General features: G+C 70.2%; 14 protein-coding genes. 4 read left to right on the top strand and 10 right to left on the bottom strand.

The genetic code is table 11. From position 1 onward, the window contains the following. Positions 1 to 16: 16 nt before the first annotated feature. From ACIRPT_RS01185 to ACIRPT_RS01170, 4 genes are all read right to left on the bottom strand, one after another. A complete protein-coding gene (locus ACIRPT_RS01185; protein ID WP_403820357.1) occupies positions 17 to 4,171 on the bottom strand; it encodes a trypsin-like peptidase domain-containing protein in 4,155 nt (1,384 codons plus the stop codon). Further along, positions 4,152 to 5,273, bottom strand: a complete 1,122-nt coding sequence (locus tag ACIRPT_RS01180) for an AAA family ATPase (RefSeq protein ID WP_403820354.1) — start codon at positions 5,271 to 5,273, stop codon at positions 4,152 to 4,154. Before ACIRPT_RS01180 ends, ACIRPT_RS01185 begins: the two co-directional genes overlap by 20 nt. Positions 5,274 to 5,348: 75 nt before the next feature. Further along, positions 5,349 to 6,311, bottom strand: a complete 963-nt coding sequence (locus ACIRPT_RS01175) for an alpha/beta fold hydrolase (RefSeq protein WP_403820352.1) — start codon at positions 6,309 to 6,311, stop codon at positions 5,349 to 5,351. 6 nt (positions 6,312 to 6,317) lie between these two features. Next, positions 6,318 to 7,181 (bottom strand): DNA/RNA non-specific endonuclease, encoded by an 864-nt coding sequence (locus ACIRPT_RS01170; protein ID WP_403820350.1) that lies wholly within the window; start codon positions 7,179 to 7,181, stop codon positions 6,318 to 6,320. Positions 7,182 to 7,418: 237 nt separating this feature from the next. Here ACIRPT_RS01170 and ACIRPT_RS01165 point away from each other — a divergent pair, with 237 nt between their 5' ends. From ACIRPT_RS01165 to ACIRPT_RS01150, 4 genes are all read left to right on the top strand, one after another. Next, a complete protein-coding gene (locus ACIRPT_RS01165) occupies positions 7,419 to 8,267 on the top strand; it encodes a caspase family protein (protein WP_403820347.1) in 849 nt (282 codons plus the stop codon). A 65-nt stretch (positions 8,268 to 8,332) separates the two neighbouring features. Then, positions 8,333 to 8,542: a hypothetical protein gene (locus ACIRPT_RS01160; protein ID WP_403820344.1), complete on the top strand. Its 210-nt coding sequence runs from the start codon at positions 8,333 to 8,335 to the stop codon at positions 8,540 to 8,542. Between the two features lie 161 nt (positions 8,543 to 8,703). Further along, the gene (locus ACIRPT_RS01155) at positions 8,704 to 9,765 is read left to right on the top strand and encodes a nitrous oxide reductase family maturation protein NosD (RefSeq protein ID WP_403820341.1); all 1,062 of its coding nucleotides are present in this window, start codon (positions 8,704 to 8,706) and stop codon (positions 9,763 to 9,765) included. 61 nt (positions 9,766 to 9,826) lie between these two features. Continuing rightward, positions 9,827 to 10,855 carry a methyltransferase gene (locus tag ACIRPT_RS01150; RefSeq protein ID WP_403820338.1) on the top strand — a complete coding sequence of 343 codons (1,029 nt, stop codon included), beginning with the start codon at positions 9,827 to 9,829 and terminating at the stop codon, positions 10,853 to 10,855. Positions 10,856 to 10,950: 95 nt separating this feature from the next. On the opposite strand, the gene ACIRPT_RS01145 is transcribed toward ACIRPT_RS01150, so the two are convergent. The 6 genes from ACIRPT_RS01145 to ACIRPT_RS01120 are packed head-to-tail and all read right to left on the bottom strand — an operon-like array spanning position 10,951 to position 15,025. Then, positions 10,951 to 11,280, bottom strand: a complete 330-nt coding sequence (locus tag ACIRPT_RS01145; protein WP_403820335.1) for a TcmI family type II polyketide cyclase — start codon at positions 11,278 to 11,280, stop codon at positions 10,951 to 10,953. A gap of 13 nt (positions 11,281 to 11,293) precedes the next feature. Further along, complete coding sequence (locus tag ACIRPT_RS01140; protein WP_403497946.1) at positions 11,294 to 11,764, bottom strand: SRPBCC family protein; 471 nt, start codon at positions 11,762 to 11,764, stop codon at positions 11,294 to 11,296. Between the two features lies 1 nt (position 11,765). Beyond that, on the bottom strand, positions 11,766 to 12,023 hold the full coding sequence (locus tag ACIRPT_RS01135) for an acyl carrier protein (protein ID WP_403820332.1): 258 nt from the start codon (positions 12,021 to 12,023) through the stop codon (positions 11,766 to 11,768). 16 nt (positions 12,024 to 12,039) lie between these two features. Continuing rightward, on the bottom strand, positions 12,040 to 13,329 hold the full coding sequence (locus tag ACIRPT_RS01130) for a ketosynthase chain-length factor (protein ID WP_403820329.1): 1,290 nt from the start codon (positions 13,327 to 13,329) through the stop codon (positions 12,040 to 12,042). Next, positions 13,326 to 14,594, bottom strand: coding sequence for a beta-ketoacyl-[acyl-carrier-protein] synthase family protein (locus ACIRPT_RS01125; protein WP_403820326.1), 1,269 nt, complete (start codon positions 14,592 to 14,594; stop codon positions 13,326 to 13,328). Before ACIRPT_RS01125 ends, ACIRPT_RS01130 begins: the two co-directional genes overlap by 4 nt. Beyond that, positions 14,591 to 15,025, bottom strand: a complete 435-nt coding sequence (locus ACIRPT_RS01120) for a cupin domain-containing protein (RefSeq protein WP_403497939.1) — start codon at positions 15,023 to 15,025, stop codon at positions 14,591 to 14,593. The genes ACIRPT_RS01125 and ACIRPT_RS01120 overlap by 4 nt, the downstream gene beginning before the upstream one ends. Positions 15,026 to 15,083: the final 58 nt, after the last annotated feature.

Below are 15,083 nucleotides of genomic sequence, written 5' to 3'. Positions count from 1 at the left end.
GCGGCGATGACGTGGCTCAGCTCTGCTGAGCCGTGGCGATCTCGGCGTGGATATCGGGGTGGGTGGCCTCCAGGTGGCGCATGACGACGTCCATCTGGGTGCCGACGTTGACGAAGGCCGTGGTCTTGCCCTGGAACATCACGTTCTCCACGCGGCGCGTGCCCCGGTGGAGCGCCACCACCTTCCAGTCGTCGGTGAGGACGGGCGATCCGGAGGAGCCGCCGCGGGTGTCGGTGAAGTAGCGCACGTCGTTCGCGTCCGTCTCGAAGACGAGGTTGTTGCGCAGTGCGACGCGTTTCGAGAGGCCGCCGGGGTGCTGGATGATGTTGACGGCCACGTAGTCGCCGTCCGCGACGGTCAGCGATTTCTGCGCCAGTTTCAGGACCGGACGGGCGGGTTCGGCGGCCAGCCGCAGGACGGCGTAGTCGAGTTGCGGGTCGGCGGCGACGAGTGCGGTGATGGCGGCCTCTTCGGTCTCCGTGCCGTCGGTGTCGGTGTCGTAGTCGAAGCGGGCGTGGGCGTGCTGCGCCTGGAGGTTCAGGTCGTCCGGCCCGGCGGCCGGGCGGCCCTCGCCGGTGCCGGTCCGGGCGTTGATCACATGGTGGTTGGTGATCAGCAGGGTGGGGGCGACGAGCCAGCCCGTACCGGAGTGCGGGAAGCCGTTCGGCTGGAGCGGGGCGCCGCCCTCGAACGGCAGGACCTTGAGCCGGGCGACGGCCGTGGCGGCCACATCTCCGCCCCGCAGGAAGCCGATGGGCACGGTGTCGTCCCGGTGGACGATCTCCTCCTTGGTCTCCGGGGCGCCCACCCCGGCGAGGACGTCCGGCTCGCCTCCGGCCTGCCGCGCCACATCGTCGAGGGCGCGCTGGAAGACGGCGAGCGGTGCGGCCTCGACGGTCTGGGCGACGGCGTTGCGCAGCCAGATCTCCAGCGGCACGGAGCCGTCCACCAGCCGCTCCACCTTGTTCATCGAGTTGAGGTCGGAGTGCACCTGCTGACCGGGCGCTGCCAGCCGCGGCAGGGTGCCTTGGTACCTCAGCATGATGCCGTCGAAGAGGAGCGGGCGCAGGGAGGGGTCGGCGAGGCCGGTCTCCAGGATGGCGTCGAGCACCTTCCGGACCTGCTCCGTCGGGAGGTAGATGGTCACCAGGCTCCCCTCTCGTTCTGTCTCCGGCGGGCTGTCGGTCCCGGCGGGCGGGCGGGCAGAGGTCCCTTGCGTCGTACGGACGGTGGTGCCCACGCCCGTGGCCGGGGCCACCCGCGGGGGGACGCTGATCGGCCGGCCGCCGGTCTCGGCGGGCGGGTCGTCGCAGGTCGGCCGGCCGCCGGTGCCCACGCCCATGGCCGCGGCCACCCCGGCGTCGATCTCGCCGCTGGGGTCGGTCACCGTCAGCAGCCGGCGGGCGAGTTGGCCGAGGGTGCCGCGGTCGCGGGCCAGGCGCAGGAGGTCGGCGATGCCGCGCTGTTCCTCGCCGGGTCTGCGGTACGTGCCGATGGCGTCGTTCAGGATGCCCATGACGGGTCCGAGCAGCTCCGGCCGGCGGGTGGTGGCGCGGCGCATCGCCCCACCGAGGGTCTCCAGCGTCGAGTCGTCAGCCGGCAGTCCGGCGATCTTCAGCGCATGGTCGAGCGCTCCGGGGTCCCGTTCGTAGATCTGCGAGGCGACGGCGCGTACGAGGACGGGCTGGTCGGCGAGTACGGCGTCGGGCATCTCCCGTAGTTTTTCGGCCAGTTGACCGCCCGCTTCGGTGTCCTGGTGCTCGGCCGCGGCGGCCAGCCGGGTACGGGCCAGCAGGGCGCCCATGGCCTCCAGGTCCTGCCCCAGCGAGACCGCGGTGTCTTCCGCCTCCCGCAGAGCGCGGTCGGCGCCCGCCAGGTCGCCGGCGTTCTCCGCGAGGCGGGCGGAGAGCAACAGCAGTTCCAGCCGCCGTGCGGCGCAGTCCGCGTCCCGGATCCCCGCGAGGGCGTCCGCCACGGCCTGCCGGGCGTCGTCCCGGCGCCCGAGCAGGCACAGTGTCTCGGCGAACAGCGGATGCAGCGGGCTGCACGGTGCCCAGGGGCGGCGGCGCCGGATCCGTTCGTGGGCCTCCTGCGCGAAGCCCTGGGCGAGCAGGTCCGCAACCTCGCGGGCGGTGATGCGTTCCCAGTCCGTCTGGTCGGCGGCCTCGGTGATCTTGTCGGGCGCCCCGGTGCCGAGCCGGGCCGTGAGCAGCGCCGCCGCCCTGGGGGGCAGCAGGTCCTGCTGGGCGCCGAGCAGGAACCGCTCCACGCCGGGCTGCCAGCGTTCCTCCACCGCGCGGGGGTCCTCGTCCAGCCGCAGCCGGTGGTAGATCTCCTCGGCGCGGTCCGCCACCCCGTCCCGTGCGGCGTAGTAGTCGATCGCGCGGCGTTCGACCTCGTGCAGTACGGCGGCGTGGTCGCCGTCGGGCAGCCGCAGCATGATCGCGCGGACATCGGCACGGTAGCGGACGGCGTCGGGACCGGTGGGCTCGACCATGTCGAGGCGGCAGAACTCGTCGAAGAGCGCCCGGGCGGCCTCCTGGGTGGGCACCGGCAGTCCGCAGGGTTCGGCGAGGACGTCCTTGATGATCTCGGGGGTGATGGTCCGCAGTGCCAGGCCCGGACGGGCGAGGCGGCGTACGTTCTCGTCGGCTATGTGGCTGAGGATGCGGTCGTAGAGGATGCCCTGGACGAGCAGTTGGTCGACGCGGCGGAAGTCCTCCTCCCGGCGGGGGGGCAGGCTCTGCAGGAGATCGTCGGTCAGGTCGGCGCCGTCGCTCCGGGCGAGGGCGACGGCCCGCGCCGCCAGCTTCAGGCTGAGGGGGTGGCCACCGACCCGCTCGGCCAGCACCGTTGCCACACCGGGGTCGGTGACGCCGCAGTCCTTCAAGAGGGCCACGGCCGCCGCGGGTTCGAGTTCCTGGAGTTCGATCTCCAGCGGAGTGACGTCGCGCGCCGGATGGTCCACGGGGGCGCGGCCGGCTACGACCCACCGCATCCGCGGATAGACGCTCTCGAAGGCGCGGCAGGTCGCCCACAGCCGGCCCAGCACCGGCGATCCGCGGTACTGGGCATCCTCGTACGAGTCGATGACCAGCACGAACGGCTGGTCTTCCTGGTCCGATCCGGCCACCGCCCGGCGCAGGACATCGGCGACCCGCGCGAGGAGGTCGCTCTCCCTCCCGGTGGCCAGGGTCTGGAACGCATGGGAGGAGCTGCGCCCCAGGACGGAGCGGGTGGTGGCGAGGCCGTACAGCTGGGTCACCCGGTCCTCTTCCTCCCGCTGGCTGCCGGCCACCTGCCGGCACTCTTGCGCCAGCGCGTTGAACTCGGCGCGGTGCGCGGGGTACTGGACGCCGAGCTGCCGGGCGGCCTCTCCGATGAGGGTGACCGGTTCCTGGATGGAGAGCGTGGGCCGCTCGAAGTCGATGTAGGCGAAGGGGAAGCCGGGCCTGTCGCAGCGGATGCTGCGGAGCAGGAACGCCGCGAGCAGGGTGCTCTTGCCCATGCCTCCGGGGCCGTGGATGACCAGTGGCGGCACCGGTGGCGGGTGCGCGTCGAGCACGTAGGAGCGGATGGCGGCGAGTTCGTCGGGACGGCCCTCGAACGGTCCCCGTACGAAGCGTTCCAGGGGTTGCAGGAGCCGGGCGCGTTCCAGGGCGTGCTGGACTTCTCCGGTGTCCGGCAGGCCGTGCGTGCCCGGTACGAGGGAGAGCCAGCGCACCGCCTGGAGGGTGTCGGCCAGTTCTTCGGGGGTGCGGTCCCGGTCGGGTGGCGGGCGGCCGGAGAGATAGTCCAGGCAGAGGTGTTCGGGTCCGGAGTCGGCGCAGAACTGGTCGCGGTTGGTCTCCAGGGCGCCGCGGGCGGCTTCCGGGCCGGGCAGTGCGCGCAGGACGGCGTGCCGGATGTCGGATCGGAGGCTCCATACGACCGTGCCCTGCATGCTCGTGGTGGTGCAGTCGTCGAGCAGTTCCAGGGCCGCGTCTCCCGTGGCGGCGGTTTCTCCGGGGAGCCTGAGCAGGCGGGGGTCGAACCGGGAGAGCAGGCAGGCCGCTTCGCGGTAGGCGCGGCGGGCGTCCGAGACGGTGTCCGACCGGTCCTCGGCGGCGCGCAGTTCCTGGCGCAGCCGGGCGGCGAAGACGTTCTGCACCTCAGAGGGATCGATAGGCACTGACGGCTCCCTCCGCTGCCACGCAGACCTTGCGCATATAGCATTCGCCGCCGTTGCCGCCCTTCCGCGCGGCGTGCAGCACCTCTTCGACGGCGAGATCGACCATTCCGGAGAGGCGCTTTGCGGCGAGCTCGCCTTCGCCGAGGCAGGCGGGCGGGGATTCGCGGAAGTACTGGTCGAAGAAATCGTGCAGCTCGCGCTCCCCGATGATGCGTGCCGTGTCCCGGCACTGACTCGCCTTCAGGTCGTACGGGAGGGGGTACATGCCGGGTCCGTAGCCGAGGAGCACCAGGCGGGGTGCCTGGTTGCCACATGCCTGCTCGTAGATGGCGAGGGCGAGTTGTCCGATGACGTCCCAGACATCGGAGCCGGGTTCGAGCTTGTCGCATTCGTCGAGGACCAGCCAGAGCGGCTTGTCGAGGGCGGTTGCCCGGCCGACCACCCAGTGCACCGCTTCGTCGACAGACGACAGCGGATCATTCGGGCCCGTGGGGTCCACGGAAGGGCGGGCTGAAGGGGCGTCGACGATATCGGCCAGTCTCCGGATGAGTTTGTCGGCGGTGGAGTTCCGGGACAGGGTGACGCGCACCGGACGGAATCCGTGCTGCTGCCCGAGGTGCCGGAGAAAAGTGTAGGTGTACGATCTGCCGCTGCCCGGTTCGCCGTCGACGAGCAGCACGAACTTGTTGGGGTTGGCGACGAATTCCCGCAGGGTGTCGCGTAGCGCCAGGCGGTCGATGAATACCTCGTCGCCGAATACGCTGGTACGGAAGTTGTCCCTCACCCCGGGCGAGGTTCCCTCCTCCAATTCCTCGTCCGCGCGCAATTTGCGCAGAAATTCCTCGGCTTTCTTGACGTCGGGCCGAACGGCCAGTGCGTTGATGGAGATGACGACCTTGAGCAGCCTCACCTGGCCCTTGATGTCCTTGCGGGAGGCGCATACCAGCACCCGGGCGTTGGTGGCGGGGACGTGTGTCAGCGGAAGTGCGGCGATGAAATCAGGAGGGAAATCGTAAAGGCTGAGCTGTCCATACGGATCCACGGTACTCAGGAGATATTCCCGCACCCAGATCGTCACGAGGTCCCAGTCCTCGTCGGTCAACGGCATGACGCACCTACCAAGCCGCGGCGGATGCAGACTCGACGCACGGCCGATCTACTGACACTTATTATGTTTTCACCCCTTTTCGTCCTGCGCAAGGCAGTTGAAGATCCGCTGCACCGGCTCTCTGACCTGCTGATTCGCCAGATACTGGGTGACGTTGTGGTGGTTCGGGCTGTCATTGGCGACCAGCAGATCGGTGACCCGGTCCTGCGGCGCGTACTCGGGTCGCAGGGTGTGGTCCAGGGCCACCAGATCCCGCAGGTCCGAGGCGTTGCGCCAGGCCAGCACGCCGGGCGGGACGGCGGGCGGCCGCGCCAACTGGTCCTGTACCTCGGTGATCGCCAGCGGTGATCCGACGGTCACCAGAAGCTGCACCTCGCCCTGCCACTCCGCCAGTACCTCGTAGGCGACGACGGATCCGAGGCTGTGCCCCACGACCACGACGGGGCCGCCGTCCAGCCCCTCCAGCGCATTCTTGAACGTCTCGCGGATCGCCGGTCCGTCGCCGCCGAAGAAATAGGCGTGGAGGTCCTTGAAGGTGTGCTGGACCAGCAGCCGGAACACCGCCTTACGAGCGGGCCGGGGCAGCGGCAGCGCCTCGGGGAGGGGCTCATCGGCGGGGCCCGCTTCCTCGGTCCGATCGCTCTCGGCGAGCGCATCCGCGAGATAGACCATGTCGCGCAGCCAGTCGGCGAGGGCGTCCTCGGCCGCGGGGCCGGGCCCGGCGGCCCGCGTGCCGTCGCCGGCCGCGAACCGCGCTTCGGCGAGGGTTCTCCCGATGAATTCCTCGGGCCCTTCGGTGCCGTGCGGGCCCGCCCTCTCCATGCTGTGCCGCAGACCGCCGTCCAGCGGGTCGGACCGGGAATCGGGCAACGGGGTTTCGTACCGGAGCGAGGCCCAGTACGCCATGCGCGAGGCGCCGCCCATGTCCCTGCCGAAAAGCGCGCTGTCCCACTGGGATTTCAGCAATTCCGCGCGGACTTTGTTACCGATGCCATGGATATAGACGACCGTCGGCCGCGGGGTGGATGTCATCGCCGGTCAGCCGTTCAGGACCATGTCGTCGTGCGATTCCAGCCGCTTCCAGCGTTCCGCCGGGGCGCGGGTGAGCGGCATCAGGTCGCAGGCGGGCAGCGGGCCGAGGCCCAGCCCGGTCAGTTCGGCGATGTCCGCGACCGGCACCTGGAAGGTCCGGAAGGCGCCCAGCGGCGGCGGTCCGCCCGGCTCCGCCGGGGCCGGCGCCCGGCCGGTGTCCCGGCTGAGGTCGGGGCTCTGATCGAGCACGTATCCCGTGGAGGCGAGCGAGCCGTCCTGCAGGAAGGCCGCCACCTTCCAGAAGCGCAGCGGCACTTGTACGCCCCGGTAGGGCGGGTCGGCGTCGTGCAGTACGGGCCCGGTGAGCACGGTCATTTTCCGGTCGAACTCGGCGGCGTGGTCCAGCAGATAGTTCTCCAGGCCCTGCCACAGCTTCTTGCCCTGGTTGAACACATTCGCCTGCGGGGCGGCGTTGGTGAAATGAAAGGTGTCGTCGTTGGCCGCCTCGCATTCGGCGGGCTCGCCCCATACGGGGTCCAGGCGGCGCACCAGATGCCCGCGGTCGAGGGTGTTGTCGTGGTAGATGTCCTCGCCGACCTGCCGGTCCTCGGGCAGCCGGGGGTCGAAGCGCCAGTTGTCGTCCCGCGGAATCACCTCCGCCAGCAGGCGCTGCCCGTCGATGCACACGGCGGTGGCCGCCGCCAGCCGCCGGTCCGGGCGCAGCACCACGCTGAAGTGGGTGTACGGCAGTACCACCGTCTCGATGTCCGGAGCGAGGGGCGTCGGCAGCGGCACCGTGGGACCGAGGAAGTTCTCGTCGTAGCCCGCGCGGTGCGTCAGCGCGTCGCGGGGTGCCGCCCCGCCGGCCACAGCGGCCCCATCGGCCCGCGGAGAATCTGAGGGGATCATGCGGTGAGCGCTTCCCGGTGGCGGGCGGCGCTCCTCGGTGCGGGCGCCGAAGCCACTCGAACGGCCGCGCGTGTCGCCGTTGGACCGGAGGGACCGTTCAGGCGGTTGGGCCTGCCGCCGGATTCCGGTCACCGGAGTTACGGAATGCATCCAGGCGTTTTCCGTACCTCCCTGACCCCAGGCGCAAGGAGATATCCCATGGCCACCGGCCTCTCCCTCCATGTCGGACTCAACAATGTCGATCCAGCGAAATACGACGGCTGGGACGGCGAGCTCGTCGCCTGCGAGAACGACGCCCACGACATGGCCCGGCTGGCCCATCAGGCCGGGTTCGACGAGACGGTCCTGCTGACCCAGGAATGCACCACCGAGAACATCACGGGCGAGCTGCGCGATGCGGCCAAGCGCCTGCGCAGCGGCGACATCTTCCTGTTCACCTACTCGGGGCACGGCGGGCAGGTGCCGAATCTCGACGGCGCGGACGAGGAACCGGATGAATTCGACGAAACGCTGGTGTTCTACGACCGGCAATTCCTCGACGACGAGCTCTACCGGGAATTCGGGCGATTCGCCGACGGCGTGCGGATCCTGGCGCTGCACGACAGCTGCCACAGCGGGTCCGGCATCGAGGTACGGGACGTCCTCAATACCGAGGCGATGCGGGAGCAGTTCCAGACCACCGACCCGGGCCAGATCGAGAACACGTCACGCCTGATGCCGGTCGTCAAGCAGAGCCAGATCTACGAACGGGACAAGGCGTCCTTCCAGGAAATCCAGCGCGCACTCGGCGCGAAAAGCGACCGCAAGGCCACCAGCGCGCTGCTGATCTCCGCCTGCCAGGACAATCAGCTCGCCTCCGACGGCCCGGTCAACGGCAAGTTCACCGGGACGCTGCTGGAGGTCTGGAACCGCGGGGCGTTCCGCGGCGGCTACCGCGCCTTTCACCGCGATATCCAGCGGAACATGCCGCCCACGCAGAGCCCGAATTTCTTTGTGACCGGGCAGCCCGGCAAGCGGTTCCTGGAGCAGCAGCCGTTCACGGTGTGAGCCGGGCGGCCCCGGTGGACGACGGCTGACGTGCGTCGCCGCCGCCCCGGTCGCAGGCTGGGGGTATGGCTGAGCATCCGCCCGTCATCGTGCATCCGCCGTCCCCCGGCGGTGGCCGGCAGGTGACCATCGGGGGCGAGAGCGTCGGCCGCGCCCACAGCAGCGTCGATGTCCTCGAATTCCTGCGCCGGGCCGGTCTGGACACGGACATGGTGTCGCTCGACGACCGTGAGGTGATCGAGTGGCAGGGCGGGGACCACGACGTCTGGTCGTGAGCGGTGAGGTCCGGGCGCGCCGCCCGGGTACGCCGTCCGGCCCGGCGCCGGCCCGTCTGACGGTGCGCCAGAGTCCTGATGATGCGCCGAACGATGTACTTACCGTAGTCATTGGGTTACCGCATGTGGCGTGCGGTCGCGATCGCCCATAGCTTCGCCTCATGACGATTCGACAGATGAAGTACCTGGCATGCCTGACAGCGGCCGCGGTCGGTGGCCTGGTCACCACCCCGCCGGCCGACGCCGCGGAACGGCATGTGGTCCACCAGGGCGAGTCGATCCAGAAGGCGGTGGACGCGGCGAAGCCCGGGGACACCGTCTTCGTCGAGCCCGGCGTCTACCGCGAGAGCGTTCTGATCAAGGAGCCTCGGGTGACGCTGCGCGGATCGGGCCGGCGCACCGTGATCGGACCGCCGACCGCACGGGCGGAGAACGCCTGCGGCCGGGACGGTAACGGCATCTGTGTCATCGGCGGACCGAAGCACCGCCTGCGGGGCGTCACCATCCGTTCCCTGACCGTCTCGGGCTTCAAGAAGAACGGCATCTGGGCCACCGGGACGAGCCGGCTGCGGGTGCGCAGCGTCCGCGCGCGGAACAACGGCCAGTGGGGCATCGCCCTGGAGAAGTCCATCCGCAGCGCCATCCAGCGCAACACCGCCCGCGGCAACGGCGACGCGGGCATCTTTCTCGCGAACACCGTCGCGGAGGAGGGCGGCGCCCTGGACACCCGCGGCACCGAGGTCACCGACAACCGTGTGCGGGAGAACCGGATCGGCATCACCGTCCGGCGGGTGAGAAAGCTCCGGGTCGACGGCAACGAAATCACCGGCAACTGCGGCGGGGTGTTCGTCGTGGGCGACGAATCGCGGCCCCGGGCGGGCGACATGTCGGTGAGCGGCAACAACGTATCGGACAACAACAAGCACTGCCCCGCCACCAAGCGCCTGCCGTTCCTCCAGGGCATCGGCATCGTCCTGACCGGCGCCGAGGACACCCGAGTGGGGGGAAACATGGTCAACAACAACGTCGGGAAGTCCCCGCTCTCCGGCGGCATCGTCCTCTTCCCCAGCTTTGCCAAGGCCCTCAACGAACGCAATGTCATCAGCGGCAACGTCGCGCTGCGCAACCAGCCGGCCGACCTGATCAACCGGGACCACGCCGGTACCGGGAACCGGTTCGTCGGCAATCAGTGCCGGACCTCCGAACCGGCAGGCCTGTGCTGACGGTTGGTCCCACCCTTCAGCGGCATCGAGCAGGAGCACCGAACAGCAGAATCGAGGCGGAATGACCACCGTAAGCCCCACTCCCCAGCCCGCCATGCGGCTGCGGGAACTCGTCTTCGGAGCCGCGTGCGCGGCATCCGTACGCGCGGCAGCCAGACTCGGCGTGGCGGATGCGCTGGGGGACGCGCCCGCCACCGCCGAGGAGCTGGCCGCCACGGTGCGGACCGAGGCACGGCCGCTGCAGCGGCTGCTGCGCGCCCTGTCCTGCTACGGGATCTTCGAGGAGACCGACGACGGAAGGTTCGCCCATACCGAGATGTCCCGGCTGCTGCGCGAGGACGCGCCCAACAGCCTGCGGTACATCTCCCTTTGGTGCACCGAGCCATGGACCTGGGAGGCCTGGCCGCGGCTCGACGAGGCGGTGCGGTCCGGCCGGAACGTCTTCGACGACCTGTACGGCAAGGGGTTCTTCGAGTATCTGCACCAGGACGCCCAGGACTCGGCGCAGGTCTTCGACCGGGCCATGACCACCTCCAGCAAGCAGTCCGCGCAGGACGTGGCGGAGCTGCTCGATCTGACCGGGGTGTCCGTGGTGGCGGACATCGGCGGCGGCCAGGGGCATGTGCTGGCCAGTCTGCTGGAGAAACACCCGGATCTGCGGGGGACGTTGCTCGATCTGCCCAATGTCGTGACGAACGCGGACCCGCGGCTGCGGGACGGCGGCCCGCTCGCCTCCCGCGTGGAGATCGTGCCCGGCGACTGCCGGGTCGAGATCCCGGTCCAGGCCGATCTCTACATCATCAAGAACATCCTGGAATGGGACGACGACAGCACCCGGCGGACGCTGGGCAACATCCTGGAGGTCGCCCGGCCCGGCGCCCGGGTCGTGATCATCGAGAACCTCGTCGACGACAGTCCCTCGATGAAGTTCACCACCTCCATGGACCTGCTGCTGCTCCTGAACGTCGGCGGGGCCAAGCACACCAAGGAGAGCCTCATCAGCCGGATGTCCGAGGCCGGTCTGCTGGTCCACGACATCATGCCGGTCAACCCGTATCTGCACGCCTTCGAGTGCAGCGTTCCGGGGTGAGCTGGGCCGGGTAGCCGTCCGCGCCGCGCAGGTGCCCGCGATCGACGCTGATCGCGGGCACCTTGGCGTCCGGCCCTCATGGGCGCGTGGGCGCGTCAGCCGGCGGCGCGCTCCCAGCTGTAGAACTGACGGGCCATCGCGTCCTTCGGGCTCCGCCAGGTCTGCGGGTCGTACGCGCTGACGTACGCGGACAGCCTGTCGCTGATGGACCGGAACTCGGGGTGGTCCGTCAGCTTGGCGATCTCGGGGCCCGGGGGCTTTTCGGACTCGATGAGGTGCAGATACACCTCACCGAACTGGAACAGGCTCCGCCGGGAGACGCCGATCAGATGCGGCAGTTCCGTGCGGTCGGACGCCTCGAAGACCTCGGCGATCTTCGGAGCCGACTCCGGTGCCATGCGGGCCACGATCAGGGCATGGTGCATCAGTGGGCTCCCTTCAGTTGGGGCCGGCCGAGTCCCGGGTGGCGCGCGCCTCGATCTTGTCCCGGATGAGCTCCAGCTGGATCTTGGAGTTGCGGTTGATGTGCTCGGTCATGCCCTTGTCGTCGACCGGGGCCTCGGGCTTCATCGCGAAGTCCTGGGTCCAGTACATCCCGGTGCCGCCGGGGAGTTTGCGGTAGGACCAGTGGATGTCCATGTGCTGGAACGGCCCGGTCTCCACGCGGCGGGCGCGGACGGACAGCCCCTTGCGGTCGGTCACCCGCTCCGAGACCCAGCTCCAGACGGTGCCGTTGTCGTCGGGGTGCATGGTCAGCCGGAAGGTCGTCTTGTCGCCCTCCCGCGAGAGCACGTCGACGGAGGCGTACTCGCTGAACAGCTGGGGCCAGTTCTCGAGGTCGTTCGTCATGTCCCAGACGAGGTCGAGAGGGGCCGCGATCTTGATGTCGTTCTCGGTGTGACCGGGCATGTCAGGCTCCTGTCGTAGGCACGGTGTTGACGAGGTCGAGGAAGTCGCGCGGCGTCTTGCTGCGCTCGGCGTCGTTCGGCAGCGACCGGCCCAGCTGGTTCTCCAGCTCACCGACGATGCCGAGCAGGCCGAGCGAGTCCAGACCGAAGTCGGCGAAGGTCGCATCGGGCCGGCCCGCCAAGTCCTCCGGCTTGACGGTGAGACCGGCGGCCGATTTCATCAGCGAGGCCAGCTCCTCGAAGGTCAGTTCAGCGATCATGACGGGTTTCTCCTTCTCACGAGGGGGACCCGGTGGAGCCCTGACGCAGCACCAGCGCCGCGTTCGAGCCCATCAGTCCCCGGCTCAGCACCAACGCCGTCCGCAGCTCGGCCGGGCGGGCCGAGACGATGACCAGGTCGAGGTCACAGCTCACCTCGAAGACGTTGGGGGTAGGGGGCACGACGCCGTGCTCCATGGAAAGCACCGCGGCCGCCGCGTCCAGGACGGGGGCGCCGCAGTACGCCCGGCCGGTGCCGGTCTTGGGTGCGGTCACGGGTACGGCCTTGGCATGCCGGCCCAGCGCGTCCGCGATCGCGAGCGCCTCGGCGCGGTCGGCCGCCGGCACTCCGAAGGCGTCCGCGAACACCACGTCGACCTCCTCGGGAGCGCACCGCGCGTCCTCCAGCGCGCCGGTGATCGCCTGGGCCAGGCCCTCCCGGGACTCCTCCCAGCGGCCCGCCCCGGTGAAGGTCGCGGCGTGCCCGGCCACCACGGCGCGGACGTCCGCCCCTCGGTCGAGGGCCGCTCTCTCCTCCTCGACCACCAGCATGGCTCCCCCCTCGGCGGGGACGAAGCCGCAGGCGGCGTCGGTGAAGGGACGGTAGGCGCGGTAGGGGTCCTCGACCTTGCTGAGGTCGTCGTACCCGAGCTGGCAGACCACCGAGTACGGGGCGAGCGGCGCCTCGGCCGCGCCGACGACGACGGCATCGGTGCCGCGCCGGATGGTGCGGCCCGCGTGCGCCAGCGCGTCCAGGCCGCCGGCCTCGTCGCTGGCCACCACGCCGCAGGGGCCCTTGAAGCCGCCGCGGATGGAGATCTGGCCCGTACTGGCCGCGTAGAACCAGGCGATGGACTGGTAGGGCCCGACGTGCTTGGAGCCCTGGCCCCACAGGTGCTGCAGTTCCCGCTGGCCGAACTCGCCGCCGCCGGAACCGGCCGCGGTGACGACGCCCACCGCGAACGGCGAGTCGTTGTAGTCGGCGCGGCCCAGCCGGGCGTCGTCCAGCGCGAGGTTGGCGGCGGCCATGGCGAAGTGCGTGAACCGGTCGGTCTGCACCAGGTAGCGCTCTTCGATGAGCACCGCCGGGTCGAAGTCGCGGACCTCGCCCGCGACCTTCAGCGGCAGGTTCTCGCACCCTTCCCTGGTGACCAGGTCGAGCACGCTCATGCCCTCGCTGGTCGCCTTCCAGAAGGCCTCGGTGCTCACGCCGTTGGGGGCGATCACACCGATGCCCGTGACGACAGCCCGTCGCTGTTGACGTTGGGGCAGTTGTTGACGTTGGGGCAGCTGTTGCTGGGAGCTCATCGGGCCCTCCCACCCTGTCTGGTCAGCACCACCGCGGACTGGAAGCCGCCGAACCCGCTGCCGACCGAGAGCACCGACCGCAGCGGCAGCTCCCGCGCGGTCTTGGGCACGTAGTCGAGGTCACACTCCGGGTCCGGGGTCTCGTAGTTGGCCGTCGGCGGTACTACCTGGTGGGCGAGCGCCAGCACGCACGCGACGATCTCGATCGCCCCGATCGCGCCGAGCGAGTGGCCCACCATGGATTTGATGGAGCTCATGGGCACCTTGTAGGCGTGCTCACCCAGCGACTTCTTGACGGCGGCGGTCTCGTGCCGGTCGTTCTGCTGGGTGCCCGAGCCATGCGCGTTGACGTAGTCGATCTGCGAGCTGTCGACCTGCGCGTGGGCGAGTGCGCGATTGATCGCCTCGGCCATCTCCAGGCCCTCCTGGGTGAGCCCGGTCATGTGGTACGCGTTGCCGAACGTGGCGTAGCCCCGTATCTCGCAGTGCACGGTGGCGCCGCGGGCGCGGGCGTGCTCCAGCTCCTCCAGTACGAGGACGGCGCCGCCCTCGCCCATGACGAATCCGTCGCGGTGGGCGTCGAACGGCCGCGAGGCGTGGGCGGGGTCGTCGTTGTTGGCGGAGGTCGCCTTGATCGCGTCGAAGCAGGCCACCGTGATCGGGGAGATCGGCGAGTCCGACGCGCCCGCGATGCACACGTCCAGCCGGCCCTCCTCGATGGAGTGGAAGGCGTAGCCGATGGCGTCGAGGCCGGAGGTGCAGCCCGTGGAGACGGTCTGTACCGGCCCGTGGGCGCCGATCTGTTCCGCCACCGCGGAGGCGAGCGAACTGGGGGAGAACGCCCGCTGCAGGTGGCGGCCGGCCGGGCGGTGGTCCACGTCCCAGTGCTGACCGGAGTCGCTCACGGCGACATAGTCGTGCTCCAGGCGCGTGGTGCCGCCGACCGCGGTGCCCAGGGAGACCCCGATGCGCCAGCGGTCCTCGCTGTCGGTGTCCAGGCCCGCGTTGCGCACCGCCTCGCGGGCGGCGACCATCGCGAACTGGATGTACCGGTCCTGCGCGGCCACCTGCTCCGGGCCCAGCCCGTGGGCCGCCGGGTCGAAGTCGCATTCGGCGGCGATCCGGGAGCGGAAGCCCTCCGGGTTGAAGAGGGTGATGCCCCGGGTCGCGGTGCGCCCGGCGGACAGGAGGTCCCAGAAAGCGGGTACTCCCACGCCACCCGGCGCGACGATACCGACACCGGTGACCGCAACACGGCGCGTCATGACACCGGCTCCGTCCGTTCCGGTGGGCCCGCAGGCGCACCGCCGTCCGTCTCCTCGGTGTCGACGTGCCCCAGGTCCGGGCGCGGGGCCAGCGGCCCGAGGTGGAAGACCATCCGGGCCTCCACGTCGCCGACGTTGCGGAAGCGGTGGCGCAGATACGGCGGGATCAGCAGCCCCTGGTCCGGATGCAGCGGGTGCGGCTCGCCGTCGAGGTCGACTTCGAGCGCGCCGCTCACGACGTAGACGAACTCCTCGGAGTACGGGTGGTAGTGCTCGCCGATGCGCTCCCCGGGCTGTACGAGGGCCATGCCCATGAAGCCGCTGGTGGCGCCCACCGCGGTGGGTGTCAGCATGGCGCGCAGGTCGCCTCCGCGCCGGCGGTTGGGCTTGGTCTCGTTGAGGTCCACGATGCGTGGGCGGTGCGTGGTCATGGCTGCTTCCTCCTGGTACGGGGGCCGACGGGTGGGGGCCTTGGACGGCCGGATGCGC

The sequence above is a fragment of the Streptomyces sp. NPDC101227 genome (assembly GCF_044767545.1).
In the GTDB taxonomy this organism is placed as follows: Bacteria; Actinomycetota; Actinomycetes; order Streptomycetales; family Streptomycetaceae; genus Streptomyces.
Note: the sequence above shows the minus strand (reverse complement) of the source record. Positions and strands in the feature narration are given on the sequence as shown.